Here is a 23,882-nt window from a genome sequence, read left to right on the forward strand (position 1 = left end):
TAGAGAGCGTACTCTTTTTCTGGCACTACCATCAACTACCTCCATATCTTGTACGATGATATTCCTCGGCCATACGATCCAGTTCGGCTACAAAATCATCACCAGGCAAAGCCATCAAGCGAGCCTTTTCAGACATCCGTAGCGGATAGTTCGCTACTTGCCAATCCAACATCTTGTCTAGTTTCAAATAACCGTCCATTAGTCCTCCTCAATCAAGTAAAAATTCCCATAATCTTTCAAGGCCCTTGAAACATGGATAGCAGCTGCACGACTAGCAAACCGCATAGCCTGGCGCTCATTGCCATAAAAAATATCAATCCCCGTACAGCTGACCCGTACCTCTCTGACAAATGGTCTATCCTGCTTTGAGCCATGTCTAAGTTTTACCATTTTCCATAGCCTCCAGTTCCGCATAAATATCTGCCAACTTGGCCTGCCCCTCGGCAGTTTGTTGGCTTGCTAAAACTTTTTCAGCCCATTCTGGCACCGGTTCATCTTTTTCGTTGGCTAACATTCTAGCCTTCAAAGCCTGCATCCGTTGCATAGCTTCCTCCGATTTGTCCTGCTCAATTTCTTCCAAGGCCCATGCTGGTACATTTGTCTGTGCTGGTTTCGGAGCTCTAGGCACCATGTTCAGATACTTATCAAAATTCGACTCTCTGAACAAAGTTGACGGTTGGAGATATTTCTCCCATTCTGTACCTGTCCAGTTAGCTACCATGTTGTCAATGACCTTTTTGAAATCATCCAACTTGTAACCCTCGTTCCACCTAGCCTGAATAATTTTCTTGTTGCTATTCGACTGATAACGATAAGACTTTCCAGTGGCTGAATTTAAGTATTCAATGATTTCCTTAATAGGACATATATTATATATATCTTCTTCTTTATCTATTTCTTCTTCTTTATCTAGTGCGTTACTATGCGTTACTGTAACGTTACATGTAACGTTACCATTTGCTAATGTTTTTTGTTTTTCTCTATGTTTTGCAACGCGTTTCCGAGCTTGCTCTCTAACCCTTTCCATACTTTCCACGCTCTGATGTTTCTCCCAATTCGGGATAGTTATGGCATTATTGATAATCTCAATCATCCCAAACTGCTCAAAAGTTTGAAGCGCTGCTCTAACAGTGTTCAAAGGCCTACGAAATAGTGTAGACAACATTTCGTCTGTGTAATGTACACGATCATTCATCATAAGAACACCACCGTAGTTCTGCTTGCCGGCTAATGTCAGCAATTTGAACCAAACAACGATAATCGTATCAGCTTCTGGCAAGGACTCAATCAGCAGAATTTTTTCATCATCAAAAATATCTGTGACAATCTTAATCCATTTAATTTCGCTCGCCATCTCACTCCTCCCACATCTCAGCATTTACACCTTTATTAAACAAGTCCTGCTGATAAATTCTAGCCTTCTGCCAAGTATCAAACGACCGTTTTTGGTAAAATCTATAACCACGCTTAGTCTTGGTTTTCTTTGCCACAATCCAAACCATAGCTAGACCTCACGATCTGCCAATAGCTCAGCCTGGCACTTGTTGACATTCTCCAAAAAGTCAATCCGTCTGCGTAGCTCATCAATCAGCCTAGCCTGCCCGACACATTCCTGATTTTTCAGCAAAGCCAGTTTCTTGTATTCCTTGGCAGTATGCCGTGCAGTAGCAAGCTCACGTTCCAACTCATGTTGGCTTTTAGGAATGTAGTCATCTTCCTCAACACTCAAAAACCTTTTCATCATGTCCCAAAATTTCATTCTATCCTCCGTAGTAAGTCCGAATTTGCAAGTATCTCAAATTCCGCTCTGGTTGCTTTACTTCCACAATAGGCTCTTTGACTTCAATCTCAATCTCAACAGGCTTACGGATCAGCCAGATTAAGATTGGGGTCAAAATAGCAATAAATGCCAAACCTTGTTCTGCTGTTAACATCAATTCTTCTGTCATATCACTGTCCTCTGCCAATTATTGTGGTACCATTCAATCACTGCATCACGAGGGTACTTCTCACGAGCATTTGGTATACGCGGGAAATCTTTGTGACAATTAAATCGTGCATCAAAACTCCCTGTATCCTTTGTTCCAAGCAACATTTCAGCACATTGTGACTTGTTGAGTTCCATAGGAAACCGTCTTTTTTCGTCAATGACAACGTGCATGACCTTCAACGCTCTATCCATTAGCCCAGCTTCAAACTGGTCCAACATTTGAATCATTAGATCATTCATGATATAATCCTCTTGTATGTTTATATTTGAGCCTGATTGCCGTCAGGCTTTTTGCATGTCTTCGTTCAAAAACTTGTTAATGAAGTAAGTCTGACCCTTACCCGTCATCTTGGTCGTCTTGCTGATCCGAATGCTGCCATTAGGCTCGTTATGTGTCCGCTCCTTGACCTCAAACAAGCTCATATCCATAGACCTCTGGGTCGGCATATTGTAGCTCTCACCACGTTTCCGAATGAGAAAACCATTATTACGCAACCACTCAAACAGGCGATTTTGACCGATATTGTAGCCATTCTGTCGCAAAATCTTGGCAAAGTCCCCAATCAAGATAGATGTAGCACTAGCCTCGACCGCATTCGCAAACAGCACCTTGGGCTTGTCCGCCTCAATCTGTGCTTCCAACTGATGCACCTTCTTGTCGGCCAATAGCAAAGCGCGAGCCATAATCTTCTCTGGACTGTTGAAGTCCTTTTCTATTTGGATAAAATACTGACGAACCTGCTTGCCACGGTCAGACCGTTGGATCATAGCAATTTCCTTAGCCATGTCCAGCTTGATAATGTGGTCAACAGATCGACGACCTCCCGTACTTTTTTCCAAATTTGGAAGAAAGTCCTGACCTTCGACAAATCCATACTCGGTCATACGGTCGAACCAAGTTGTATAGTTAGAATGAACCCCTAAAGCCTCATGCAACTGCCGACCAGACACAACAGGCTCTTGATTGTCATTCACACTGACATTGATAATTTCGTTCATAAAATTCCTTTCTAATTTGATAATATTTGCTATAATAAAAATAAAAACGATTGGAGAATTTTCATGGATTATACTATCTTTATTCAACCTGCTATCAGTATCATAGTAGCGATTATTTCAGGTGTTTGGTCATATCTTGCCTCCAGAGCAAATAATAAGACCGAGATTGAAAAACAGGCCAAAGAGCATGCTCATTCCGTAGAAAAACTAGAAAGAGAGTTTCAGTATCAGCTTGGTACACTCAAACAGCAACATTCGCTTGAAATTGAAAAATTAAAACAATCACACGAGTTGAGATTGCAAGAACTTGAAAAAGTATCTAGTCTTGATGCTGAAAAAGATAAAGCTCTGAAATTAAATGAATTTGCATTCAAAGCACTAACTGGCGAAGTTGATCTTGATAAAACATTTGCATTAAGTGATAAAATGAACGCTTATAATCAAAAACAATCACTTCAGGAACAGTTCATCCAGAAAACCTCTAAAAAATCATAAATCGAATTCTTGTCTAATCCTATCTATCTCTTTATCATGCCAATTTTGATATTCTTTTATGCGTTTTTTCCTATCTCTCTTGGCTAAAAAATAGGTGCTCAAACCAACAAATAAATTGATAAATATTACGAAGTAAAACCAAATTAAAAGTTTCACACCATTCCCCTCCTTATCTCTCCGAGTGCTAACACAGTCTCCCACACATCTAGCCCTTCAAGGCTATCAACTATCAGTTGACTGAGCTGGTAGTTTTTCTTTTGCCAGTTCTGGATTAGTTTGCTAGTCATCTTCTTCCACCACATTCTGCACTTCCACAACCTCTACATGAGCCTGCTTGACTATCAAATCTTTAGAAGCACAGTAGCGAATTAAGATGCTCACCGCCTCGCCAATTTTCAAATCATGCTCATTAGCAAAATCTACAACATATTCATACGCGTCCGATTCGATGCGGACTACTTTTTCAGCTATTTTCATATCTGTGTTCCTCTATTTTCTGTTCATAAGCTCTCAACTTAATCTCATGTTCTACTTGTTGACAAATTTTTATAGCTTCGCCGTAAGTTGCAGATTTCTCTAATAACCTATCGGCAATATCGACAACAAAATCTTCGTTCATAAAATACTCCTTTAGACCGATTATATATATTAATTTCTCCTGTATAATGAAAAATAAAAAGGATACTTTTATGCACATTAACCTTAACCAAATTCGCATCGTTGAAGCTTGCCATAAATTTTTGATTGGTATCACTCCCTTCGAAGAAGAGCTTCAAGATGACACTCTTGTCTATCAATATCAAGGTGAGCGTGTTACCTTTGATACATATCAAGAATTTGACCATCGCTCGTTCGTTGATTACAAACTAAAATTTGGCTACCTTGACGATGTTAGGACTTACCTTGATGACAGACAAGAATTAGTAAATGCATTCCCAACTGAAGAACATCTGAGAGCCTTACAGAGAGTATCCAATCCCGAACAAGCTCGGATTCAAATTTTTAAACTTTTGACAGAAGTCAACCTTGAAACTCTTACCAATAAAAATCCAGAGATTAAACGAGATAATTTCGGTTATAGTTTCTTCAATTTTGCAACAAAAGAAGAATATCCTATTTATCTATTCTCTAACGATGCTACTTTTGAACTAGTTGCTATCAGTTGATACAACTTCGCCTTCAAAATCGAACGTTTTTAGCTCGTGAGCTAGTTCTTCAAGCTCGCGGGCTTTTTTACTGAATTTACTGCTTAACTCAATAAATTTATCGATGTTTGTAACTTTGACAGTTACAGTCATTGACTTAATTCCCATGCTCCCCTCCTCCTTTCTAGTTCGGTTCGTTTCTCCCTTCCCGTGATATAATCCACATATCAATAAGGAAAGGAGGTCAAGTCATGAAACAATTTATTATCGATTCACTAAAAGATGAAGTAGATACTATTACCATTTCTTTCACAAATGGCGATAAAATAACATTCTTCCAAATCTATGAAACCTACTCCGACCAAGAGAACATCATTGATTTGGTAGAGTTAAAAACAGACTACAGACACTTAGTGAACATCGAACAAATTGCACACATTCGATTGAATGTGTAATGCTACCACACCTAATCCTTGTGATTAGGTGTTTTTTGCAAACAAGCCCTACGCTTGATTGCGATTTCTAAACTTTTGATAAGACCGCCTGGCTGATGAATGCCTAGGACCGAAATCTTTTTCAAGCTTGAAATAGCTTCTTCATAGGTTTCTGACGAAAGCAAAATCTCATCAACCATATTTTCAAAATGTTTTTCAATGATTTCTTTCATGTCCTTCTCCTTTCTAGTTAGTTAGTAAATATGCTATAATTAAAATAAAAACGATTGGAGAACTGTTATGAAAAAGTATTTTGTTCCTGCGACAAACTGGAAGATGTTTTATCAATCTGTCTGCCCACTGCCAGAGCCATTTAACTCTGCTATGTACTCAGCTATATTTGACCATCTAGCAAGTGTTACGCAAGACATTTTCCCTAATCTCAAAGACGAAAACATAGCGATTATCTTCGCTCCATTTATCGACTGCCCAGTATCTTTTCCAGAAGACCATTTGATTTTCTTGCACTCGCAAGAAATCAATGAAAATGCTCAAGTTATTTACCAACTAGGTCATGAACTACTGCACGCTTATTACAAATCGCCTTCTAATACACCGATGTTTTGGTTTGAAGAAGTGTTGGGCGAAGTGTCTTCTCACCTTTTTCTTCAAGGTTTTGCTCAAGAGTGGTCTAAATCTGCAAATTCGATAATTAAATCTTTCACAGACTTCACGCTTGAGTACAGCGAATTACAGCTTCAAGAAAGCGAACCTGTAAATCTAAAACAATTACCTTTGGACTACTTAAAAGATAATCCCACAGGAAATCGTAAGATAAACACTTACATAGCTGCGATTATGCTTCCCATTTTCCAAGGCAGACCAGACTTTTTAGCAGAGTGTCGTAAACTGTCTGCACTATATACAGAAACTGATTTGAATATCTTTTTTAACAAGGCTTATAGCCATATTTCTCCCGAATATCATCTAGAGCTAAAGAAATTAGAAACGTTGTTTATCTAACACCTTCTATCCCTTGAGGAGTATTTGACTGGAACTTGACACCGTCAAGATTATTATCTGAGATACCCCTTCCTTTCGAAAGTGCATCGTTAATCAATGCCAGCACCTCTTTTTTATCTGTTTCTGTAAGATGTGGATATAACTGTTCTCCAAGTCTATCCACCCTTTCAGCAATATACGTCACAGTCCTCAGTATTTCATTGAGGGCTGTTTTTTCTAGTTCGTTCATCCCCTTCTCCTTTCTAATCACGATGGCTTCGTCGATGTCTACGCAACGTTCCCAATCGTTCTTAAACACCAATAATTCTCCATCTCTATACCAACAATCGCCCTCTACTGCGTTTGTTGGTTTTTCGTTTCCATGAAAAATTCGATTCGGTCTCATCCCCCTTCTCCTTTCTGTAAATAGCAGAGCTGGTATGTTTGTGTTATTTTTGTCAACTTTGTTATGAAATTAAAATGGCCGCTAAGACCTTCTGAGGATCTACACCGATTACCTCAGCTAGTTTGGCCATTTCATCACCATCAAAACGCTCTTTAGGCTTTTTCTGTTTTCTGTAAAATCCAGAACGAGTTAAGCCCATGCGTTCTGCAATGACATTTCTTTTCATACCGCTATCGTTGAGTAGTTTTTCAAATGCGGTTTCTGTCAATAACCCTCACCCCTTTCTAAATATTGTTTTGCATCTGCAACAGCTGGTTGGGGAGTCGAACCCCAATACACCTATCCAGCTACCCTCTCTCATGCTATAATAAGATAAACCACTATCACTACAGAAAGGAGAGGAATATGGAAAAACAATCGCTTAAGCCAAATGAACCACAATTCAAAGGTGAAACAAGTAAAACAAAATCTCCACCTGATTATTTTAAACGACCGACAAATCCAACTCCTAAAAATAAATAATTTTTATTTTTTTCTCGAAGTTTAGATATACTCTTGCTTCGAGATTTTTTTGTTCAAGAAACTGATATAGCGCCTCTTCATTGCGAATGCTATGCTCCTCATGACTAGCAAAGTACGGATACAATTTCATAGAAAACTCTTCATTCTTTCCGCTGAGCATTCCCATAGCACCACTTGATATGAGATTTCCTTCAAAATCAAATATAAAGCACCTATCTTTATCATCATTGAACATATCATCTTTAACGGATAAAGGAACCATTTCTGGTTGATTTCCTACACTTCTTAATCGATTGATTACCCAATACAATAATTTAATCAAAAATGGAAATGCAAGGCTAAAGATGACTGCGAGTAACATAGCCACCAATATTCGTTTAACGACACCCTCTATGTAATTTGAGACAATTAGGTAAAATGTATAGTCAAGTGAGGTCATAAGTGCAATCAAATACTTTTTATCAGATTCACCTCCGAGATCCATATCGCTTAATCTAATTGATAGCCAGTAATTAAAATATCCAAAACCACCTAAAGCAACTAATGGCTGTAGTAATTCTTCCATAAGTTATTCCTTTCCGCCCTTATGGCTTATTTCTCCACTTCACAATCTGCCGTATCACAAACGACAGGACCAACAAACCAGCTAACCAATAGATCATTGCTTTCTTTGGCAAATGGTGGTATACTTCAAATAAGAGGTTGGGGCTTTCGCCCCTTGCTCTTACTTTTTGTTTTGTAAGTTCCGCTTGTGCTCAAGCACTTGTTTGTGCCATAAGCGAGCTTCTCTTACTAAGCCTAGAATGATAATCGGGATTGCTAAGTTGTTATCAGCTAGGCTTTTTAGTATGTCCACCATTTGCTTTTCCTCCTGTTTTATTTTTAGGGGTTAATTCCTTAACCTTGATTATAGTATATACTTTTGTTTCCTTTTTGTCAACACTTTTGTGTTAAAAAAGTCAACTTTTTTGAAAATATCTTGTTATCGTTTTTGTTGACAAAATGTAAACATGATTATATAATGAAGAAAAAAGGAGGACACAGTATGGATACTCAAATTGCTTTTCCTGCAATGGTTAAACAATACAGAACAGCAAACTCTCTCACCATGGAACAGTTAGCAGAAAAGATAGGAAAAACAAAATCAACCATTTCAAAGTGGGAAAAAGGAACACGTTCTCCCAAAATACAGGAAATTGAAGAATTGGCAAATTTCTTTGGAATTGATCCGCAAATTATGATGTTTGGTAAATCCTACATCCCCACCACAACCCCTAACAGCCTCATAGAGCAGATTTCGGACAAGCTGGTACAATTACACCAAGACAGACAAAAGAACGTCCTCAGCTACGCAAAAGAGCAACTAGACGAGCAGAAAAGAGCTACCACCATCTCAGACAAGACCATTGACCTCTACGACGCTAGGAAACGCATCAGCCTACCCGTACCAGGCAAAGTGTCCGCAGGTACAGGCTACTGGCAAGAGGACGACTACGACACCATGGTCAGCTTCTACGCAGACGACATCCCAGACCAGAAAGATTTCGACACCATCGCCATCGCCGTCGGACACTCCATGGAACCCAAAATCAAAAACGGCGACTTCCTCTTTATCAAATTCACTCCTACCGTTGATCTAAACAAAATCGGAATTTTCCAAGTTGACGGCGAAAACTACGTCAAGAAACTAAAAAGCGACTGCTTAGAGTCACTAAACCCAGACTATGACGACATCCAATTCACCGAAGACATGCGCACCATCGGCGAAGTCGTGGAGGTGTATAGGGAGAGGTAAGAAGGAGATTTTTATGAAAGAAAATCCATACTTTGAGAATGCCAAACAGAATTACATCAAAGTAGAAAAATTATACAAACTTGGCAAGGCAAAACACACCTCCACCAAATACCGCTTCCTAGCCCCTGCTGTCAAAAGACAATCAGAGCAGTATCTTTACGAGGCAGAAAATCCCAAAAGGAAATATTGGAAGTTTAATCGTGGTTCACTAGTCTTTGTTGAATTTGGAGTAAACGTTGGTGGAGAGTTGTCAAACAATCATTGGGCTATAGTACTTGATAAAACAGATTCACCGTACAAAAAGACATTGACAGTCATCCCAATCACTTCCAAAGAAAATGACAACACTGTTCCGTTACAAGAAATAATTGGTCAACAATCATTTAAGTACATAGACAAAGAATTTGCTCAACTAGAACAGAAGATAACTGAGGAAAACACTTCAAGTGAAGAGTTCCAGATCACCATTTCAAATCTAAAAGAAGTCATCGACTACTATGGTAAATACCTCAAACAATCATTTGCAAAATGCGACAGCCTACAAACCATTAGCAAAGATAGGATACTCAAAAAGAACCCCTTAGACCCTGTAGGAAAGATAAAAGTATCACCAGAAACTCTTGACGCCATCAACGCAAAAGTTAAAGAATTGTATTTCTAACCAAAATACTTTACAAAAATCAAAAAAAAGTATAAAATATGACTGTATTAGAGGTAAAGCCTCATAAAGTTTACATTCGGGATTTAGTCCCATACCGTACGGCAGTCATGTTTTCATGGCTGCTTTTTTGCTATTTTACAAAAAAATCCCCACACTCTCCGAACCATCGGCGAAGTCGTGGAGGTGTATAGGGAGAGGTAGGGAGGAAGAAAACCAGTGACGCCAAGGTGTCAGATCATTTTCGTGAGGTCACGAAAATGGTTCCTTTCAATTACCCGTTCTTTATGGAAAAATACGACTTAAAAACCACAGTCAACGAGACCATGGTGATTGAGGAGTATAATAACTTAGTTAATTAAAAATACGTGCAAATGCTGATCCACGTTAAAAGCTGCGATAGGAGATTCTCATGGAAAAGAAAAGTGAGAAAAAAGCGTTAGGCATTATTGCCATTGTTTTAGGTGTTATTGCATTACTTGGTTCTTGGGTTCCGATTATCAATAACATTTCATTCTTCTTTGGGCTACTTGCTCTGTTGTTTGGTGCTATTGGATTTTTTGTAAACCGCAAAAATTCAAAAACTCTAACAATCGTTGGTACAGCACTAGCTGTAGTTTCGATGGCAATTGTACTAATCACTCAATCAATGTACAGTAAAGCTATTGACGAAGCAAGCAAAGCTGTCGAAACAGCTGTAAGCGAAGTTGAAACATCTATGTCATCTTCTCAAGCAGCGGTTGATGAAAACTTCAAATGGACAAAAGCCGACTTTGATGCACTTGTAGTTGGCGAAACCCTATCTGGTGTTGGTGGTACCAACTTGGACGAAATCATCGCTAAATTTGGTGAACCACAAACTTCATCAGAATCATCTTCCGGAAACTATACAACAAAATACGTTGACTACAATACAATGGGTGGAACAGAATACAAGAGTGTATCACTACAATTTGTACAACAAGAAGATGGTTCTTGGTTACTATCTTACAAACATTCAAGTGGGATTGAATAATTTGTAAAAAATTGCTATACATATCATATTCTGATAGAATATAGTTACTAACCTAGGTTTCTCCTAGTGCAAAACGGAGTTGGCACAAGCTGCCACGACCGAGCGGTAACTATTCGTAGTTGCCGCTTTTATTTTACAAAAAACAAAAAAGCCCTACGCTCAACTTTGGACGGTCCGAGCGTAAGGCGAATCGTATAAGAAAAATTGCCAATCTGGCAAGTCTTTTCTTGTACTCATTTTATCAGAAATGAGGTAAAAAAACAAATGGCATCAGTTAGAAAAAGGGGTAAATATTATGAGTACCGCGTTGTTTATCGTGACAGTCTCGGGGAAAGGCATGAAGCGACTTGCGGTGGCTTCAAGACCAAAGCACAAGCAAGAGCAGCCGGGCAAGAAAGAGAAGTCGAGCTTCGAACTTCTCCCATGTCAAATAATGATGTCACTCTGCTTGACTACTACATAGCTTGGGCAGAGCTATATAAAAAACCACACGTTGTTAAAAAAACATGGAATTCCTACGAACAAACCCGAAAGCACATCAGCAAGTATTTTGGTCACATTAAACTGAAAGAGATGTCCCCTGTACGCTACCAAGAATTTTTAAACCGGTTTGGCTCCAAGTACGCACAAGACACTATTGAGCGGACACACTATCATATTAAATCAGCTGTCAAAATCGCTGTCCGTGATCAGCTCATTCCATCGAATTTTACGGAAGGGGCTGTGGTTAAATCTCAGAAAGAAAAAAAGCCAGAGGCTGAAAGTTATCTTGAAGAGGATGAATACCTCTACGTCATCTCAAAAACGCAAGAGAACCCTCAATATATTTCACACATGACACTCTATATTTTGGCGGTTAGTGGAATGAGGTTTGCTGAAGCTATGGGGTTGACTTGGGATGATATTGACTTTGAAAGACAAGTCTTTATAGTTGTTAACACATGGGACTATTCTGACTCACAAGATTTTAGTGCTACAAAAAATGAACAATCTGTAAGAGAGATCCCCTTCAATGATAACGTCGCTAAGCATTTACTCAATTTTAAAGAGCATTACTGGAAAGAGAATGAAAAAGGTCGTATCTTATTCGGAGCGTCAAATAGAGCCACAAATACTGCTCTGAAAAGAATGGTAAATAGAGATGTCCATCCACATACTTTAAGACACACATATGCTTCTTATCTCATTTTCAAGGAAGTCCCAGTTGCAAGTATCTCTAAACTGCTAGGACATAAAACTATTTTGATAACTTTGAAAGTCTATGCCCACCAGTTTGAAAAGATGAAAGAAAAACACCATGCAGAAGTACGAGGTATCTTAGCAGACATTCATTAGTTGGTGGGCAAACGGTGGGCAAATAGCCCTAAACCCTTGATATACCAACGGTTTCAAATCCGTCTACCGCCTTTTAATATTCTAAAAAACCTAGGAATCTTCCTAGGTTTTTTACTATTCTTTTCGCTTCAGATTTCCGAGGGCCATAGCTCCACCAAATAGACCTAACAAAGCACTTATAAAGACACTTCCCAGGCTATCCCCAGTTTGAGGCAGTTTCCCACTAGTATCCGCTGCCAATGCACCTGTATCTCCTTTTCCGCTTCTTTCAAATAATTCTCTGTGAGGTACGGACACTTCTATTCTCTCGTCAGAAATTCCTAGTGCCTCCTCATGTTTTGTAAGTCTCACCAAATGCTCCACACCATCTTCTATTGTATCGCCAGTTAACAGCGCGATTTCAGTGGATTCTGTTTGCGAAGCAAGCGAATTCTCTTCTTTTGGCATTGGTACGTGCGCTTCCGATTTCGAAATAGGAATGCTAGAGGCTTGATCCTTATCTGATTGCTCCACATGAAGGCCATTTTCAGGAACCTGCTCAGATACCTCCTTGTCATTTAACCGTACCTTATATTTCTTCACAAGAGCATTTCCAAAACTGTCACTCAAATCAAGTTTGACTGTATCCCCGTCTTTCAGACTATGTAGCTCATAGCGAAAGGCTTTTTCATTATTTCCATACTGCCTCCAGAAGCCTCCTCGAGCTACAAAATCTTCGTTGATCTTCAAGGACCAATAAATTCCATTATCCTTGGCGCTTCCGGTAAGTGTCAAGTGCCCATCAGCATCTGCCAGGAGGACTCCTGCATACTGATTTTCCTCGTCTTCATCTTCTTCACTATCCACTACCTGTCTTTCCAATGGCAGCACTTCATTTTCCAGCTGTAAAACAGGGTTCTCTGTATCAACCAACATCTGATATTTCTTCGTGTAAGTCAACTCATCCTCCTCATTGTACACACTTATATCCACAACATTTCCCTCTTCAATCAGAGTAACTGGATAGGTCAACTTGCCATCCTCAAAATAGCGTTTTTCGCCACCATTGATGCGCACAGAATGAGCTTGTTCGGTTTCTGCTTCTATTTCAAATGTAAATAGATAAGTCCCATCTTCTTGCTTTTTGAAGTCGACCAACTCGCTATCTAGCTCACGACCAAGACTTTCTTTATTGAAACGAATCGGGTCAATCAACCAGTTATTAACAGTAATCGGAACTTCTGTTTCTTCCTCATCATCCAGACTCTCTGGACTTGTATTGATACGAAGGGCCGTCGATTTATTGCCCTTCTCATCTACCGCAGTTAACATGATGGCTCTAGGAAAATCAGACTTAAAGAAGTCTTGCTCAAAACTGCCGTCTTCTTTTACATCTATGATTTTCAGCACTCCCTTACCAATGTCTAAATTGGAATAGTAAAGTTTGATGTCCTTAGGAAGACTAACATTATCACTCACTTTCCCCTTCAATGTAAAACGCCCGTTTTTACCAATCTGGATAACCTCTTCATCCTCTTCATCTTTTTCAATATCAAGATCAATCGTCGGCTTTTCATTATCCACCAAATAATTCAAGGTTTTAGTGTAAATAAGGTTGCCGTCTTTATCTTTCAAGATTAATTCAAAACTATGACGTCCATCTGATTGCTCTGGAATCTGGAGAGATAGTTGACCATTCTCCAAAGAGTAATTCACAGCCTGAGCATCCAAGTTAGCCTGTACATCGGAAACTTGGGCTGAGACGTTCGCTTTAATTTCTACAGTTTTCTTACTGCGAGTTGCCATCAAATCTTCCAAATTTTTAAACTGGATTACAGGCGACACTAAGTCTTTTTCAACAGCAACCACATTACCCGCTATATCCATCACCTCAACACGGAGATGATTTTTAGCATCAAGTGGCAATTCCACTTCTTTGAGATGGTAATGTAGTTGACCTGCATCATCTACAACCTTTTCAACAAGAAGATTTTCTCCATTTAGATTAGCTCGAACCTCCCAAACTTTATTATTATCCTTGGCTGTAACGACTAGTTCTCTATGGCTGGTTAGACGATTGGTATCAATCGCGACAATTTCTGGCTTTTGATTATCAATTTTGACTGGCAGATAGGTATACTGATAGGCCCCATTTTCTTTATTTTTTACCCGCAATCTGAAGAAATATTGTCCTTCTGGTGCTGGTATGTTTTCATCCTGACTTGCATCGTACAGTTTTCCATCCCAGCGGTGCAATTCTATCGGGGTACGAAACTTGGAATACTCCGAAAGACTTTCAAAATAATCTACATAGCGAATGCGAGATAGCATGGTTCCTGTGTCAATCCGCCTTAGAACAGGAGCATCTTCTGTAGCCTCTTTTACAATATCCAAGTCATAGTTGGTAATATCCCTCAATAGCGCAAATCGAACAAAGGCATTTCCAATCTGACTGTCCGAATGCTGGTTTTGAATTGCGATATTTTCTGGATTGAGAGGCGATTGATTATCTTGAATCTTTTCACGCCCAAGTTCAATATAGCGCCCAGACTTGTTGTATTTATAGCTAGATAAAACTGAGGTCAGTTTCAATTTAGAACTGTTTTCCCAAGCCGGTGCATCAACAATCCTTTCTTTTGACCAATCACCAACAAAGCCAAAATAAGGAATGCTGATGTCAGACTGCCCCTCCGTCAATGATTTGAAGTAAATGTACCCTTCTGCAAACTGGTCCTTCGCTTCTCCTGCATCCAGTCTCAGGCGAATGGTTTTCTTCTCTTTCGGACCTAGTTGAATGGATTGCTCAGAAAGATGAAGACTCGATCCCTTGATTTCTGTCGCATGAATCTCTTTAACTACTTTTCCAGAACGTCCTATTCTATCAACAGGAACATCTTGACTAGTCAATACTTTCCCTGCTGAAATAGCAAAGCTTCTTTGTTGGTTTCCCAGATTTTCCAAGGTCACCTCAAATTCTGTCTCACGCCCGATTTCTTTTAATTCCACCCCTCCTTTTAGACGGTGGTGAAGAATCACGTCTGTTTCAAAGGCTCTATCGATCTGCAACAGACCAGCACCTTGTTGTCTCGGAGAATTTTCCAAAGCATTCCCAGATGAATCTAGAACATCAACCAAAGGGGTAGCAGTATTCATCAAAATGATTCTCAGCAAATCCATCCTAGTCATGCCTCCTGGTGGTGTCATTTGGCGAATCCGTGGCAATAAAAGTGCACTGGCACCCGCCACAATTGGCGAAGCCATCGAAGTCCCTGACATGGAGCCATAACGATTGTCATTCAAGGTTGCATAAACATCCTCCCCTGGTGCCACAATCTCTGGCTTCAATTCTAAGTTGACCGTAGGACCCCAACTAGAAAAACCTGATACAGTCGGCACTTCAATTAACTTCTTCATTCCAATTGTAGGTTTAAGAACCAAACCAGTGTTACCTTGCGATTGGTTGGCAACTTCTAATAATCGCCTTCCATCTTCCCCACTAAGACTGATGCCCCAGATAGAGGAATAGGAAAGCAAAGTCTTATCGTCTACCAATAACTGATGGGTCTTATAATAATCCTTATTCCATCCCTGATCAGTATTTATCACAATAATTCCAGCAACATCCTTGAATTTCAAATTACGAACGGCATCTTTCAAGTCAAACTTATCTTTTTTGATAATCGCTACTTTACCAGCCAAATCAAGCCCCTGCACTTCTTCCCAGCGACCATTTCCAGCATCTACAAATTCATATTTTCCCTCTGTAAGCGTTGTATAGCCAATAGGATAGTAGCCAAAAGACTGTCCATTCAGCATAAATTCACGTTGAACAAGATGGGTATTTCTTGCCGAACCAACCCCGATAACTGCGGGAGTCGCTGCCACACCAACTGTTGTTGCCGTATCCACAGCTCCTAAGGCATTATTTGTATGCAAGTCAAAGGAGGTGTCTGAAGAGGAGGCACCAGCATTACCAATAGCTGCTGTAATGATAATCCCCTTTTCTGCTGCCCTCTTAGCAATCGTGTAGTAAGCATTTCCTGGCAGCCCGCTATCATAATAACCAACGCTCAAACTAATGACATCTGCCCCGTGTTTGATAGCATCTTCAATAGCAGCATAAGCAGCATCCTCCGTCTCAGCCTTATAATTTTTAGGGTCATTTGAAAAAATCTTGTAGACTAGCAGCTGTGCGTTGGGAGCAATCCCATCAATCCCCTGTTTAGACGCAACTTCTTCGTCTGTTGCATTTCCAGCCAGGGTTCCTGCTATGTGCATACCATGTGGTTCGTGGGTATCATCGTAGAGATTATCATTACCGGATACGTAATTATAGCCATGGGGAACTTTCAGTGTGTATGTCCCTGTCGTAGATGGAGTAATTTCCTTGATTTTAGGGACGACACCTTCATCCAACCTCATGTCTTTGTGCTTAATATCCAAACCAGAGTCAATGACTGCAATCACCATTCCGCGACCATCTGTCTGATATTTAGAACTTGCTTTTAAGGCACCAACCAGCTGTTTAGCAGTATGAAGAGTCGGTCTGATACGGCGACTCTCTTCTAAAGAGGTTAATTCGGTAATTGCCTTCACATCAGACAAACTTTCTTTCCCCACCTCTACAGATGCTCCCGTTAAAACCTCCTTATACTCATGAACAATTTTAACGCCATCAATTTTCTTTAATTTATCCAATACAAGATTTCGGTTCTCTTCGGAAAATTGTAAAATATAGCGCCCTCTTGTCACCTCTTCTGGCTCAAGCTGTGATTCCTGCGGGATTGTTTGAGGAGCACTAGCTTCTTTTCCGCTAATGTCTTCTTTTTCCTTTGACTCATCTGTTGTCTTACCAGCTGTAGTTTTTATCTCGGTCGCAGCTTGATCTGTGAGAAGACCTGATTCTTCACCCGCCTCTGTATCTACAACTTCTTCGACCACTCCCTCTTCAGCAACTGGTTCATCCACCTGCTCCGTTTTAACTGGCTCATCTGATAATGGTCCATCTTCTTTTTTCTCTACCGCAGAATTTTGCCTACTATCCATATCCGTTGCGACCGCAACTGTAGACTCCAATCCTTCTCCACTAGTATCTGCTTGAACCATCGGAACACCCGTGATAAAAAATCCTATTGATACCGATGCCACACCGACACTTAACTTCTTGATACTAAAGCGTTGTTTATTCTCAATCTGAGACCACTTCTGTTTCATAAAACCTCCGTTTTTTAAGATTAATTAATTTATAAGTTAGGTATACCTAATTCTATAAAATTTTTAAATCTTTGGCAAGTTTTTTTTGAATTAGCCCTCAAAAACAAGAAAAAGCACAGGCTTCCCTGCGCTTTAACAACTTATTACAACTCAGCAATCTGGCTCAAATTAACTTCAGCAATGGTGTCATTACCAAACATAGAGATAACCATCTTAACCTTGTTGTTGTCGATTTCTGTAATTTTACCTGTGTAGTCTGTGAAGGCACCGTCAATGATACGAACAGTGTCGCCAACTTTGACATCAATATCAAATTCTTGAACGGTTTGTCCCATAGACACCAAGATTTGACGAATTTCTTCTTCCAAAAGTGGAGTTGGTTTTGAACGGTTACCGTGTGAACCCACAAAACCTGTAACGTTTGGCGTGTTACGAACCACAAACCAAGCTTCATCGGTCATAACCATCTCAACCAAAACATAACCAGGGAAACGGTTTTCTTCCACTTCCTTGACCTCACCGTTCTTTTCAACCTGAACAGTCTGAGTTGGAATTTCTACACGAAGGATGTTTTCCAACATGTTATAAGTGTGGGCACGTTGGAGCAAGTTTTCCTTCACTTTATTTTCATATCCTGAGTAGGTCTGTAAAACAAACCAGCCTTTATCAAAACTATCGTACATTGTTACTTCCTTTCTTTGGAAACACGGAATTTTTAGACGCTAAAAAAAGCCCGAAGGCTTTCGCTTTTCTTTATTATATCACTTCCATTTTACAAATGGCAAGTATTTTCTAGAAAAGATTGATCAAGCTCATGATTCCTCGTGACAAAATCAAGTCAAAGAGGTAAACCACCGCTACGAAAAAGGCAGTATATTCCACTACAGACACGAAATCCGTCCAGCTCTGCTTACGAGTTGGCCAAGACGTATCTTTTAAAATGCGGATAATGTCTTTGATAAATTTCATGCGTGACTCCTATCTGGTTTCCTTGTGAACAGTGTATTGTCCACAGTGTTTACAAAATTTATTTACTTCTAACCGTGTTGGCTTGGGATTGCTCGAAAGGCTGATTGAATAGTTTCGAGAACCACAAACAGTACAGGCTAGGCTTGCTTTTTTTAGTGCCATAAAGCCCTCCATCCTTTTCATTCTACCATGTTTTTATGGATTTGACAACTCTCCAAACCAAGACGTAATGTTATCCCACAAGGTTTTTGCTCGTTCTGGTAACTGGGCATCGATTAGATTTTGTTTGGTTTGCTCAATCAAGTTTTTCGCCTGATCTGAAATTTCTTGTACCTGCTCTTGACCAAGGCTTGATTCAGTTTGCGCAGCTTCATCTGGAGCTACTTCTACAATACCATTTTGTGCATAGGCATTTTCTACTTCGAACTGAGTTCCTGCAGTATATGGCAAGATTGAATTGGCTACAGTCTGGAAGACAGACGGAGCCATCCAGTAGCTACTGCTATCAATGTAATGATTCTCATCCGTCTGTTCAAAACCAACCCATTGACTGATAACCAAATCAGGTGTATAAGCAATATACCACTGGTCATTAACAAGATTTACATCAAAACTTGTTTCGGTTGTTCCCGTTTTTCCTGCAAGATAGTAATTCGTCGCATCTGCAGATACACCTAAACCATTCGTATAGGTCCCAAGCATCATAGAGGTCATTTTATCTGCAACCGAGCGGTCAATTACTTTTGTACTTGTCTCGCGATGCTGAGCCAATACCTTTCCACTCGCTGTTTCAATACGTGTAATTAGATGAGCATCCTTCATTACACCATCATTCGCAAAAGCACTATAGGCCTGAGCCATTTGCAAGGGGTTCGTTTCCACACCTGATCCGATTGACGCACCAAGTACCTTTTCAACATTTTCCATATCAAGACCAAACTTTTGTCCATACTCGAAGGCTTTGTCAATACCCAAGGTGTTCACTATATAAGCTACTGGTAAATTGTAAGATAGAGCCAAAGCTTGATACATTGGAATGGTGTCAGAAGTCGAATAATCATAGTTATGCAAGGTGTAATCGCCGTAGGTTTCTGTATGGTTATCCAGAGCCATATCAATCGACCAGCCCGCCGCTACTGCTGGAGCATAGGCAACAAGAGGCTTGATTGTTGAACCAGGACTGCGCTTGGCTTGTGTCGCAAAGTTGAAAGTCCGAAAGACCGCATCCTCTGAACTGTTAACTCGACCAACCAAGGCGCGAACTCCACCAGTCCTAGGATCAAGAGCTACGCTGGCAGCCTGAGCATGGGTACCATCAAAACTTGATGTTGGGAACATAGTCTCATCATTAAAAATCACCTGCATGCTGGCTTGAGAATTTTGATCCATCTCTGTGTAAATCCTATAGCCGTTATTAATAATGTCTGATTCTTTCAGTCCGTATCGCTCAATCGCCTCAGCAATCACAGCATCAAAATAGGATGGATAGGAATAATTGCTTTGTTTCCCTGTATAGGTATCTGAAAGCTGACTGGCTAGGTCTACTTGGAAACCTGCATCTGCAGTCGCCTGATCAATATAACCAGCATTGACCATATTTTGCAGGACTGTATCCCGACGATTAACTGCATTTTCTAGAGAATAATAAGGATTATAAATCTCAGGTCCCTTGAGCATCCCTGCTATGACGGCCGCTTGCTCAAGAGTAAGATCACTGGCTGGAATACCGAAGTATTTTTGGCTTGCATCTTCCACTCCCCAGACCCCGTTTCCAAAGTAGGCATTGTTGAGATACATGGTCAAAATTTCTTGCTTACTATACTTTTTATTGATTTCAAGGGCCAAAAAGAATTCTCGAGCCTTTCGACTGATGGTCTGATCCTGAGTTAGAAAGGCATTTTTTGCCAATTGCTGGGTAATAGTTGAACCACCTCCAGACCGACCTAACGTCAAGGCAGCCAAAATTGTACGCTGGTAATTAATGCCTGAATTTTTGTAGAAGCTCCGATCTTCTGTAGCGATAACGGCATTCTCTAAATTATCAGAGACAGCATCCAGCTCTACATAGGTCCCCTTCTGACCAGACAATGTTCCAGCTTCCGCACCATCTTTATCGTAAATAATCGTTGTGGCTTTTAGCGCCTGCTGTAAATCACCAACATTAGCTGTCTTTGCAAGGAAAAATAGATAGCCACCTACTGTAAGAACTGTCAGGACCATTAAAATGATTAAAATTTTAGTCAACTGATAACGGCGCCAAAATTTACGAATCGGCTCCGGAATACGTGATTTTTTCTTTGGTTTATCAACAGAGCCACGATTTCCCCTGCGGCGACGGCTAGGTCGGTCTTCATGATCAATTTGGAAATCTTCTGGAACTTCAATCGGCTGATGTTGCAAATCGTCCATACTCTACCTCTTTCTAGTGAATTTTGTACCATTATACACCATTTCCTAAAAACTAGCAGAAAAAAGCCTGCGACAACTTGTGACAACAGACAGGGAATTTTTTCTAAAAATATGATAAAATAGGATCATTCTGAACAAAGAAGAGGATTCCCATGACACAAGTATATGACATTACCATCATCGGTGGCGGCCCAGTCGGTCTCTTCGCCGCCTTCTACGCCCACCTCCGTCAAGCCAAGGTCAAAATCATTGACTCCCTGCCCCAACTGGGTGGCCAGCCAGCCATTCTCTATCCTGAAAAGGCCATTTTGGACATTCCAGCCTTTCCCAGCCTGACAGGACAGGAATTGACCGACAATCTCCTGGACCAACTGGCTCCATTTGACACCACAATCTGCCTCAATGAAACCCTGACTGCCATTGAGCCAGGAGAGGTCATTTCCCTGACAACTAATAAGGGCAGCCACCAAACCAAGACCCTGATTATCGCCATGGGTGGCGGGGCCTTCAAGCCTCGTCCACTGGAGATTGACGGTGCCGACAGCTTTGACAACGTCCACTACCACGTGTCTAACATCCAGCAGTATGCCGACAAGGACATCGTCGTCTTGGGTGGCGGTGACTCTGCGGTCGATTGGTCCCTAGCCTTTGAAAAAATTTCCAAGACCACTCACATCGTCCACCGTCGCGACAACTTCCGAGCCCTCGAGCACAGCGTGGAAGAGCTCAAGCAGTCCAGCGTTACTATTCACACACCTTTTGTCCCTAAAGGGCTTTCTGGGGAAAATGGCAGAGCTTCTGCCATTGATTTTGATAAGGTAAAAAGCGAGGACAAGCTGACCTTGTCTTTTGACCACCTCTTTGTCAACTACGGTTTCAAATCATCTGTCGGCACGCTAAAAGAATGGGGATTGGAGCTCAATCGTCACCGCATTGTCGTCAACAGCAAGCAAGAAACCTCCGTCCCTGGTATCTATGCCATCGGTGACTGTTGTTTCTATGAAGGCAAAGTTGACCTGATTGCGACTGGACTGGGCGAAGCCCCAACCGCTGTCAACAATGCCATCAACTACCTCAATCCAAACGAAAAAGTGCAACCAAAGCACTCAACCAGCCTATAAGATGAAAATTGACATTCGCATTCCCCAAGCCTTTCCCCAACTCACTGTCAAGGAAGTCTTGGAAGATTATTTTCTCATTCCCAGAAAAATCCGCCACTTCCTCCGCACCAAGAAACACGTCCGTGTCAACGGTGAGCTGATTAACTGGCAGAGTCCGATTGCCGCAGGCGACTTGTTAGAATTGACCTTTGACCAGGAAGATTACCCTGAAAAAAGCATTCCTCTGGGACAGGCGAACTTGGTGGAGGAACTCTATCAAGATGAGCATTTGATTATCGTCAACAAGCCTGAAGGCATGAAAACCCACGGTAATGAGCCGACAGAAATTGCCCTGCTCAACCATGTCTCTGCCTATGTGGGACAGACCTGCTATGTGGTCCACAGGCTCGATATGGAAACCAGCGGAGCCATTCTCTTTGCTAAAAATCCTTTTATCCTACCCATTCTCAATCGGCTCTTGGAGGACAAGGCCATCTACCGTGACTACCTAGCTCTCTGCCAAGGGTATTTAAAAAAGACAGACTGGACCATTACTGATAAAATCGGACGGGACCGACACGACCGTAGAAAGCGGGTGGTCGATAACCGCAAGGGGCAGGCAGCTCTTACCCAGGTCCGCCTCTTGAAGAGCATTGGCAAAAATAGTTTGGTCTCCTGTCGCCTCCAGACAGGTCGGACCCACCAGATCCGAGTTCATCTAGCCCACCACGGTCATGCTCTAATCGGTGACCCGCTTTACAGTCGAGTCACAGCCCCCCGCCTCATGCTCCACGCCCAAAAACTCAGCCTGACCCACCCGCTGACCTTGGAAGAAATCAGTGTAGAAGCACGGTCAGAGAGTTTTGAGAAGGTGTTGAGAAAGTAAAGAAACTCACTATTTCATCAGTTGAAATAGTGAGTTTTTACGTGTCAGTAATATCTATTTAGCAGTTCTTTTCTTAGGAGCCAATCTGGAATAGACAAAACTTCCCAAATAGACGATAACAAGAGCTCCTGTAATCAAGCCAAGAAGTCCATGAAAGTCCTGTGCACTGGGAAGAACAGTCACGAGTAAGCAAACCAGAAAGGCAACTGTAGCATTCAACTCTTCCTGTTTCTTGGAATAGAGATAGAGTTGGTGTAGCACAAGCACATTTAGCGATAGGATAACAAATAATAGATAGATTGGCATTCGTTTTCTCCTCATATAAAGCTATTTTTCTTCTTTCGTTTCAACAGTTGCATAAGGGCAAGGTTGAAAAATACGACGTAAATCACCAATTCAAGCCTTCCGATATCGGACAAGCCCAATCGGTAGAGAAAGACTGCCATCAGTATCACTACCAGAATCACGTAGCTTATCTTTCTCCAAAATTTTATTTTTGCCATAGCACCTCCAAGAACAAGAGTCTAAACTGTCGCATTACGAATCTGGAAAATCTTGTCCTTTACCAGCAATGAGTTGCCTACTTAGCCTGTATTCCCTCTGTTTTAATAAGGGAATCAGGAAATTGGAAAAAGCTAGAACCCCTACATACAGAGTCAAATGAGAACCCGTCCATAGTAGACAAAATAAGCCTATATATACCAACTGTTCCAGAAGAATCAAGCCAACCAAGTAGTTGAGTAGCAGACTCCCTCTAACCAGCTCAACCAGTTTAACCCTTGCGTAGCAGTCAACTAGATATTTCACAACCAATAGAAAAATCAGAAACAAAGTTGGGACAAAACTCTGGACCAATAGACTGACTAGCATAAGGCCATAACTGATTTTTGTCAGGCTTGATAACTGACCATTTTTGTCAATTTTTGATTCGAAAGCCTGAACATGTCTCAATTCTTCTTGTAAATCGCTAGGCGATTCCTTAGCTAAGAAGAAACAAATCAAGCACTGCAATACAGCTACAGAAAACACGATTCCTAATCTTAGATAGAAAGCCAATTCCCCAAAACTGAGGCACAAGCTCAAAAGGAGGAAGGAATTGACCGTTAACAACAGGCGAAGCTGTTTCGATTTTGTGTAATAAATCGGTACTGTTGACAGGATATATACAAAAGTCAGACCAGCTAAGACTAAGCCTGATATTTCTAATAGCAGAGTAGAAAAGGCTCCTAAAATAAGTATCAGAACGATCAACAGAATTTGTAGAATAGTTATTTTTTGAATCATCTTACTGCCCTATCCCTATAATCTCTTGAAGACACCGATTTTTTTCAACTACTCTTTCAATAAAATGATCTAGCAATCCCATTTCCATAGGCTCTCCTTTTCTCTATGACGTTACAATAAACGAATAGCTTATCTCTCTGTTAAATACACAACTGCATCAACAGCTACTGCACTAGCAATTACAGCAAGCGTCCTTTCTACAAGTGTATATCATTTTTTCCACATCAATTTCGCATAGAACATCG

Annotated in this window: 35 protein-coding genes; 10 read left to right on the plus strand and 25 right to left on the minus strand. The window is 40.7% G+C overall.

What is annotated here, in order from left to right:
* Positions 1-31 precede the first annotated feature (31 nt).
* From PHA78_RS11100 to PHA78_RS11135, 8 genes are read right to left on the minus strand one after another with little or no spacing between them, the layout of a single operon-like run.
* Complete coding sequence (locus PHA78_RS11100) at positions 32-199, minus strand: hypothetical protein (protein WP_153309147.1); 168 nt, start codon at positions 197-199, stop codon at positions 32-34.
* Complete coding sequence (locus tag PHA78_RS11105; RefSeq protein ID WP_099807271.1) at positions 199-390, minus strand: hypothetical protein; 192 nt, start codon at positions 388-390, stop codon at positions 199-201. The genes PHA78_RS11100 and PHA78_RS11105 overlap by 1 nt, the downstream gene beginning before the upstream one ends.
* Positions 377-1,354: a phage replisome organizer N-terminal domain-containing protein gene (locus PHA78_RS11110; RefSeq protein WP_172034491.1), complete on the minus strand. Its 978-nt coding sequence runs from the start codon at positions 1,352-1,354 to the stop codon at positions 377-379. The genes PHA78_RS11105 and PHA78_RS11110 overlap by 14 nt, the downstream gene beginning before the upstream one ends.
* 1 nt (position 1,355) lies before the next feature.
* Positions 1,356-1,502, minus strand: coding sequence for a hypothetical protein (locus tag PHA78_RS11115; protein WP_161496873.1), 147 nt, complete (start codon positions 1,500-1,502; stop codon positions 1,356-1,358).
* Positions 1,503-1,504: 2 nt separating this feature from the next.
* Positions 1,505-1,759 (minus strand): hypothetical protein, encoded by a 255-nt coding sequence (locus PHA78_RS11120; protein ID WP_029172957.1) that lies wholly within the window; start codon positions 1,757-1,759, stop codon positions 1,505-1,507.
* Position 1,760: 1 nt separating this feature from the next.
* Complete coding sequence (locus tag PHA78_RS11125; protein ID WP_029172958.1) at positions 1,761-1,949, minus strand: hypothetical protein; 189 nt, start codon at positions 1,947-1,949, stop codon at positions 1,761-1,763.
* On the minus strand, positions 1,946-2,230 hold the full coding sequence (locus tag PHA78_RS11130) for a hypothetical protein (protein ID WP_029172959.1): 285 nt from the start codon (positions 2,228-2,230) through the stop codon (positions 1,946-1,948). The genes PHA78_RS11125 and PHA78_RS11130 overlap by 4 nt, the downstream gene beginning before the upstream one ends.
* 42 nt (positions 2,231-2,272) lie before the next feature.
* Positions 2,273-2,989: a phage antirepressor KilAC domain-containing protein gene (locus PHA78_RS11135; RefSeq protein WP_272158180.1), complete on the minus strand. Its 717-nt coding sequence runs from the start codon at positions 2,987-2,989 to the stop codon at positions 2,273-2,275.
* A 63-nt stretch (positions 2,990-3,052) separates the two neighbouring features.
* On the opposite strand from PHA78_RS11135, the gene PHA78_RS11140 reads away from it, so the two are divergent.
* The gene (locus PHA78_RS11140) at positions 3,053-3,484 is read left to right on the plus strand and encodes a hypothetical protein (RefSeq protein WP_272158182.1); all 432 of its coding nucleotides are present in this window, start codon (positions 3,053-3,055) and stop codon (positions 3,482-3,484) included.
* Between the two features lie 152 nt (positions 3,485-3,636).
* Here the strand turns inward: PHA78_RS11140 and PHA78_RS11145 are convergent, their stop codons facing one another.
* Genes PHA78_RS11145 through PHA78_RS11155 form a run of 3 tightly spaced genes read right to left on the minus strand, consistent with a single transcriptional unit; the run spans position 3,637 to position 4,103 of the window.
* A complete protein-coding gene (locus tag PHA78_RS11145; protein ID WP_261292008.1) occupies positions 3,637-3,771 on the minus strand; it encodes a hypothetical protein in 135 nt (44 codons plus the stop codon).
* Entirely contained in the window at positions 3,764-3,961 is a 198-nt protein-coding gene (locus PHA78_RS11150) for a hypothetical protein (protein WP_024412305.1), read from the minus strand. The genes PHA78_RS11145 and PHA78_RS11150 overlap by 8 nt, the downstream gene beginning before the upstream one ends.
* Positions 3,948-4,103: a hypothetical protein gene (locus PHA78_RS11155; RefSeq protein ID WP_153309449.1), complete on the minus strand. Its 156-nt coding sequence runs from the start codon at positions 4,101-4,103 to the stop codon at positions 3,948-3,950. Before PHA78_RS11155 ends, PHA78_RS11150 begins: the two co-directional genes overlap by 14 nt.
* Before the next feature lie 70 nt (positions 4,104-4,173).
* On the opposite strand from PHA78_RS11155, the gene PHA78_RS11160 reads away from it, so the two are divergent.
* Positions 4,174-4,650 carry a hypothetical protein gene (locus tag PHA78_RS11160; protein WP_228381533.1) on the plus strand — a complete coding sequence of 159 codons (477 nt, stop codon included), beginning with the start codon at positions 4,174-4,176 and terminating at the stop codon, positions 4,648-4,650.
* On the opposite strand, the gene PHA78_RS11165 is transcribed toward PHA78_RS11160, so the two are convergent.
* A complete protein-coding gene (locus PHA78_RS11165; RefSeq protein ID WP_099872423.1) occupies positions 4,633-4,797 on the minus strand; it encodes a hypothetical protein in 165 nt (54 codons plus the stop codon). The two genes, PHA78_RS11160 and PHA78_RS11165, sit on opposite strands and share 18 nt — an antisense overlap.
* An 83-nt stretch (positions 4,798-4,880) precedes the next feature.
* Between PHA78_RS11165 and PHA78_RS11170 the strand changes: the two genes are divergently transcribed.
* Entirely contained in the window at positions 4,881-5,084 is a 204-nt protein-coding gene (locus tag PHA78_RS11170) for a hypothetical protein (RefSeq protein WP_024376899.1), read from the plus strand.
* An 11-nt stretch (positions 5,085-5,095) separates the two neighbouring features.
* Here the strand turns inward: PHA78_RS11170 and PHA78_RS11175 are convergent, their stop codons facing one another.
* The gene (locus PHA78_RS11175) at positions 5,096-5,296 is read right to left on the minus strand and encodes a hypothetical protein (protein WP_029172962.1); all 201 of its coding nucleotides are present in this window, start codon (positions 5,294-5,296) and stop codon (positions 5,096-5,098) included.
* 67 nt (positions 5,297-5,363) lie between these two features.
* On the opposite strand from PHA78_RS11175, the gene PHA78_RS11180 reads away from it, so the two are divergent.
* The gene (locus tag PHA78_RS11180) at positions 5,364-6,086 is read left to right on the plus strand and encodes a hypothetical protein (protein ID WP_272158184.1); all 723 of its coding nucleotides are present in this window, start codon (positions 5,364-5,366) and stop codon (positions 6,084-6,086) included.
* On the opposite strand, the gene PHA78_RS11185 is transcribed toward PHA78_RS11180, so the two are convergent.
* From PHA78_RS11185 to PHA78_RS11200, 4 genes are all read right to left on the minus strand, one after another.
* On the minus strand, positions 6,079-6,471 hold the full coding sequence (locus PHA78_RS11185) for a hypothetical protein (protein WP_272158569.1): 393 nt from the start codon (positions 6,469-6,471) through the stop codon (positions 6,079-6,081). The genes PHA78_RS11180 and PHA78_RS11185 overlap by 8 nt on opposite strands.
* Positions 6,472-6,532: 61 nt before the next feature.
* Entirely contained in the window at positions 6,533-6,739 is a 207-nt protein-coding gene (locus tag PHA78_RS11190; protein ID WP_024399172.1) for a helix-turn-helix domain-containing protein, read from the minus strand.
* Positions 6,740-6,979: 240 nt separating this feature from the next.
* A complete protein-coding gene (locus PHA78_RS11195; protein ID WP_029178224.1) occupies positions 6,980-7,558 on the minus strand; it encodes a hypothetical protein in 579 nt (192 codons plus the stop codon).
* 159 nt (positions 7,559-7,717) lie between these two features.
* Complete coding sequence (locus PHA78_RS11200) at positions 7,718-7,852, minus strand: hypothetical protein (protein ID WP_272158185.1); 135 nt, start codon at positions 7,850-7,852, stop codon at positions 7,718-7,720.
* Between the two features lie 186 nt (positions 7,853-8,038).
* Here PHA78_RS11200 and PHA78_RS11205 point away from each other — a divergent pair, with 186 nt between their 5' ends.
* From PHA78_RS11205 to PHA78_RS11220, 4 genes are all read left to right on the plus strand, one after another.
* Positions 8,039-8,788, plus strand: a complete 750-nt coding sequence (locus tag PHA78_RS11205; protein WP_272158186.1) for a S24 family peptidase — start codon at positions 8,039-8,041, stop codon at positions 8,786-8,788.
* Between the two features lie 13 nt (positions 8,789-8,801).
* Positions 8,802-9,449: a type II toxin-antitoxin system PemK/MazF family toxin gene (locus PHA78_RS11210; protein WP_272158187.1), complete on the plus strand. Its 648-nt coding sequence runs from the start codon at positions 8,802-8,804 to the stop codon at positions 9,447-9,449.
* A 409-nt stretch (positions 9,450-9,858) separates the two neighbouring features.
* Positions 9,859-10,461, plus strand: a complete 603-nt coding sequence (locus PHA78_RS11215) for a CD20-like domain-containing protein (RefSeq protein ID WP_222296883.1) — start codon at positions 9,859-9,861, stop codon at positions 10,459-10,461.
* 264 nt (positions 10,462-10,725) lie between these two features.
* Complete coding sequence (locus PHA78_RS11220; protein WP_172093305.1) at positions 10,726-11,796, plus strand: tyrosine-type recombinase/integrase; 1,071 nt, start codon at positions 10,726-10,728, stop codon at positions 11,794-11,796.
* Between the two features lie 114 nt (positions 11,797-11,910).
* Here PHA78_RS11220 and PHA78_RS11225 read toward each other — a convergent pair whose 3' ends face one another.
* The 5 genes from PHA78_RS11225 to pbp2a all read right to left on the minus strand — a co-directional run bounded on the left by PHA78_RS11225 (position 11,911) and on the right by pbp2a (position 20,367).
* Complete coding sequence (locus PHA78_RS11225; RefSeq protein ID WP_272158188.1) at positions 11,911-16,989, minus strand: S8 family serine peptidase; 5,079 nt, start codon at positions 16,987-16,989, stop codon at positions 11,911-11,913.
* Between the two features lie 143 nt (positions 16,990-17,132).
* Positions 17,133-17,672 carry a transcription termination/antitermination protein NusG gene (gene nusG / locus PHA78_RS11230; RefSeq protein ID WP_002940254.1) on the minus strand — a complete coding sequence of 180 codons (540 nt, stop codon included), beginning with the start codon at positions 17,670-17,672 and terminating at the stop codon, positions 17,133-17,135.
* Between the two features lie 109 nt (positions 17,673-17,781).
* Positions 17,782-17,958, minus strand: coding sequence for a preprotein translocase subunit SecE (secE, locus tag PHA78_RS11235; protein WP_002940255.1), 177 nt, complete (start codon positions 17,956-17,958; stop codon positions 17,782-17,784).
* A gap of 9 nt (positions 17,959-17,967) precedes the next feature.
* Positions 17,968-18,120, minus strand: a complete 153-nt coding sequence (rpmG, locus tag PHA78_RS11240) for a 50S ribosomal protein L33 (RefSeq protein ID WP_002940258.1) — start codon at positions 18,118-18,120, stop codon at positions 17,968-17,970.
* A gap of 33 nt (positions 18,121-18,153) precedes the next feature.
* Positions 18,154-20,367, minus strand: a complete 2,214-nt coding sequence (gene pbp2a / locus PHA78_RS11245; RefSeq protein ID WP_029185588.1) for a penicillin-binding protein PBP2A — start codon at positions 20,365-20,367, stop codon at positions 18,154-18,156.
* A 152-nt stretch (positions 20,368-20,519) separates the two neighbouring features.
* On the opposite strand from pbp2a, the gene PHA78_RS11250 reads away from it, so the two are divergent.
* Both PHA78_RS11250 and PHA78_RS11255 read left to right on the plus strand, forming a co-directional pair.
* Entirely contained in the window at positions 20,520-21,488 is a 969-nt protein-coding gene (locus PHA78_RS11250) for an NAD(P)/FAD-dependent oxidoreductase (protein WP_099806571.1), read from the plus strand.
* A gap of 1 nt (position 21,489) precedes the next feature.
* Positions 21,490-22,353 (plus strand): RluA family pseudouridine synthase, encoded by an 864-nt coding sequence (locus PHA78_RS11255; protein WP_099806572.1) that lies wholly within the window; start codon positions 21,490-21,492, stop codon positions 22,351-22,353.
* Positions 22,354-22,407: 54 nt separating this feature from the next.
* On the opposite strand, the gene PHA78_RS11260 is transcribed toward PHA78_RS11255, so the two are convergent.
* Genes PHA78_RS11260 through PHA78_RS11270 form a run of 3 tightly spaced genes read right to left on the minus strand, consistent with a single transcriptional unit; the run spans position 22,408 to position 23,637 of the window.
* A complete protein-coding gene (locus PHA78_RS11260; RefSeq protein WP_272158193.1) occupies positions 22,408-22,659 on the minus strand; it encodes a hypothetical protein in 252 nt (83 codons plus the stop codon).
* Between the two features lie 11 nt (positions 22,660-22,670).
* Positions 22,671-22,856: a hypothetical protein gene (locus tag PHA78_RS11265; RefSeq protein WP_024375755.1), complete on the minus strand. Its 186-nt coding sequence runs from the start codon at positions 22,854-22,856 to the stop codon at positions 22,671-22,673.
* 34 nt (positions 22,857-22,890) lie between these two features.
* Positions 22,891-23,637 (minus strand): hypothetical protein, encoded by a 747-nt coding sequence (locus tag PHA78_RS11270; RefSeq protein WP_024375756.1) that lies wholly within the window; start codon positions 23,635-23,637, stop codon positions 22,891-22,893.
* Positions 23,638-23,882: the final 245 nt, after the last annotated feature.

Origin of the sequence: Streptococcus sp. HN38 (assembly GCF_028335765.1) — a bacterium.
Classification (GTDB): Bacteria; Bacillota; Bacilli; order Lactobacillales; family Streptococcaceae; genus Streptococcus; species Streptococcus suis_P.